This is a genomic window from Corallococcus llansteffanensis (assembly GCF_003612055.1).
Lineage (GTDB): Bacteria > Myxococcota > Myxococcia > Myxococcales > Myxococcaceae > Corallococcus > Corallococcus llansteffanensis.
Genome location: NZ_RAWB01000854.1, coordinates 1 through 2,889, shown reverse-complemented (window position 1 = coordinate 2,889; position 2,889 = coordinate 1). Strand labels below are relative to the sequence as shown.

The 2,889-nt window shown below is 71.6% G+C and carries 3 protein-coding genes; 1 reads left to right on the top strand and 2 read right to left on the bottom strand.

Annotation, left to right across the window (positions count from 1 at the left end; all coding sequences use genetic code 11):
* Positions 1-189 precede the first annotated feature (189 nt).
* Entirely contained in the window at positions 190-963 is a 774-nt protein-coding gene (locus D7V93_RS41230) for a rhomboid family intramembrane serine protease (RefSeq protein WP_120648454.1), read from the bottom strand.
* A gap of 210 nt (positions 964-1,173) precedes the next feature.
* On the opposite strand from D7V93_RS41230, the gene D7V93_RS41225 reads away from it, so the two are divergent.
* Entirely contained in the window at positions 1,174-1,698 is a 525-nt protein-coding gene (locus D7V93_RS41225; protein ID WP_120648453.1) for a hypothetical protein, read from the top strand.
* A gap of 42 nt (positions 1,699-1,740) precedes the next feature.
* On the opposite strand, the gene rnz is transcribed toward D7V93_RS41225, so the two are convergent.
* Positions 1,741-2,664: a ribonuclease Z gene (rnz, locus tag D7V93_RS41220; RefSeq protein WP_120614017.1), complete on the bottom strand. Its 924-nt coding sequence runs from the start codon at positions 2,662-2,664 to the stop codon at positions 1,741-1,743.
* Positions 2,665-2,889: the final 225 nt, after the last annotated feature.

The window sequence follows — 2,889 nt, the reverse complement described above, 5'->3', positions numbered from 1 at the left end:
GGATGAGCACCCGCTTGCGCCGGGCCTCGATGGGCACCGGAACGCGCAAGCCCTCCGACTGGTTGTCCGCCTCCATGCCCGCCTCCTCATGACGCGAAGAACACCACCCTCCAATGTCAGGGCGATGCCCCACGTCGGCACCCCCGGCCACCGGGCGCCTGCCCTCCCGCCCGCGGGACGGAGGAGCTTTCAGGGATGGTTCGGGTGCATCCGGTGCCGCCACGTCGTGCGCTTCGACGTGTAGCGCGGGTTCTCGAACAGCTTGATGAGCACCATGCCCGCCACGAAGCCGCCGATGTGCGCCCACACCGCCACGCCGCCGGACACCTCCGGCCGCAGCGTCATGAGCTGCGGCAGGCCGGTGATGACCTGGAGCACGAACCACCACAGCAGCACGCCCCAGGCCGGGATGGGGAAGACGCGGATGAAGATGAAGATGATGAACAGCATGTTCACGCGCACGCGCGGGTAGAGCACCAGGTACGCGCCCAGCACGCCCGCGATGGCCCCCGACGCGCCCACCGTGGGCACCGGCGACGTGGGGTCCACCGCCACGTGCGCCGCCGCCGCCACGAGGCCGCACACGAGGTAGAACACGAGGAAGCGCAGCCGCCCCATGCTGTCCTCGATGTTGTTGCCGAAGACCCAGAAGAACAGCACGTTGCCCAAGAGGTGTCCCCAGCTCCCGTGCAGGAACATGGAGGTGAGCGGCGTCAGGCGGTTGATGGACTCGTTGTCCACGACGCACGCGATGTTGTCGCCCAGCGGCACCGCCAGCCCCAGCGGCGCGCGGCCGGTGAGCTCCCCCGGCACGAGCCCCAGGTCGCAGATGCTGGAGGCCAGCGCCACCACGTTGAAGCCCGCGCCCTGGAAGAACACCCAGACGAGCGCCAGGGTCCCCAGGAGCAGGTAGGTCATCACCGGGGTGCGGAGGGTCGGGTTGTCGTCGCTGATGGGAATCATGTCCGCCCTCCAGCATGGCGCCCCCGTCGGGCCCACGGAGATTCCTGTGGGCGCGGATGTGCGGCGCTGGACGCCGGAGGCCACGAAAGACCGGCGAAATGATGGTTGCCGGGTGAGGGGCACTTTCGCCCCGGTCATCCAGGGACTTGGCGGGGAGCCCCGCGCCGGGGGATGTTCGGGAGTCGTCTTCATTCCCATGGAGTCCGGAGCATGAACCCCTTGAAGTCGTCGTCCCGCGCTGCGGCGCTGCTCGTGGTGTCCGCCCTCGCCCTCGCGTTCACCGGTTGCGCCGCGCGCCGTCAGCAGGCGTACCTGGAGGACAAGGCCCAGGGCCACGTCTACCGCAAGCCCGTGGCGGAGGTGTGGCCCGCGGCCGTCGCCCTGCTGAAGGAGCGCGGCTTCTCCATGATGCAGGGCAAGGAGGGCTTCGAGGCGCAGACGGAGTGGCTCCAGACGAGCGCCGCCTCCTCCCTGGGCACCTCCTACGCGCGCTACCTGGTGCGCGGCCTCGACCGTGGCCCCGGCCAGAGCGCCGTGGAGTTCTACCGCCAGGAGCGCTCCGAATCCCGCGCCGCCGACAACACCGACGGCCGGCCCAGGGAGCAGGGCGAGTCCGTGGTCGGCCCTGGCAGCTCCCAGATGAAGCGCGACACGGAGCTGGAGTGGGAGCTGCTCCAGAAGGTGGACCCGGACGCCGCCACCGCCCTCAAGGCCGAGGCGGTCAAGGCCGGCTGAAGTCCGCCCGCCGCGCGTGAGCGCCGCCTGCGCGACCCCACGTCAGTCGCGCAGCGGCAGCTCCACGGTGAGGCCGTCGAAGGCCACCTCCACCGGCCCCTTGAAGGCTTCACGCGCCTGCGTGAGCAGCTTGCCGGGGTCGGTGTCGTGGCGGCTGGACAGGTGGGTGAGGATGAGCCGCCGCGCGCCCGCGGACTGCGCCACCTGCCCCGCCTCCCGCGCGGTGGAGTGCCGCGTCTCCACCGCGCGCTCCTGCTCGTCGTCGGAGAAGGTGGACTCGTGCACCAGCAGGTCCGCGTCCTTCGACGCCTGCACCAATGAGGCGCACGGCCGCGTGTCGCCGGAAATGACCAGCCGCCGCCCCGCGCGCGCCTCGCCCAGCACGTCCTCCGGCTTCACCACGCGCCCGTCCGGCAGCGTCACCGCTTCGCCCTTCTGCAGCTTCCCGAAGGACGGCCCCTCCGGCACGCCCAGCGCCCGCGCCGCCGCCAGGTCAAAGCGCCCCGGCCGGCCGTCCTCCGCCAGCACGTACCCCAGCGCGTTGATGCGGTGGTCCACGCCCACCGCGTGCACCGCGTAGCCGCCGCGGCGCACCACGTCCCCGTCCTTCAGTTCGTGGATCTCCACGGGGAAGGCATGTGACTCCAGCCCCAGGTGCACGGCCTGGTGCAGCAGCCGGCGCGCCGGGGGCGGCCCGTACAGGTGCATGGGCGCGGTGCGGCCCATCATCCCCAGCGTGCGCAGGAAGCCGATGATCCCCAGGTAGTGGTCGGCGTGGAAGTGCGTGAAGAACGCCGCGTCCACGGTGAAGCCCGTGCCGAAGCGCACCATCTGACGCTGGCTGCCCTCGCCGCAGTCGAACAGGAGCAGATCCGCGTCCGCCTTCACGGCCAGACCGGACAGCCCGCGATGCAGCGTGGGCTGCGCGGCGGAGGTGCCGAGGAAGGTGAGCCTGAGAAGGGACATGCCAGCGCTTCCCACGACGAGGGGGCCTCCGGGCGCGCGCCCCGTCATACCCGGCGCGCACCCGGGGGCATTTACCAGGGTGTGAAGGGTCGTGCTATGCAGCCGGCCCCTTCGGAAGCCCCCATGCCTGATTCCTTGACGGTCGGCCCCACGGCCGCCCCCCGCCGCGTGCGCGCCCAGGACGGCCGCGTCCTCTCCGTCCCCGACGGTTGGGCCCTCCTCCCC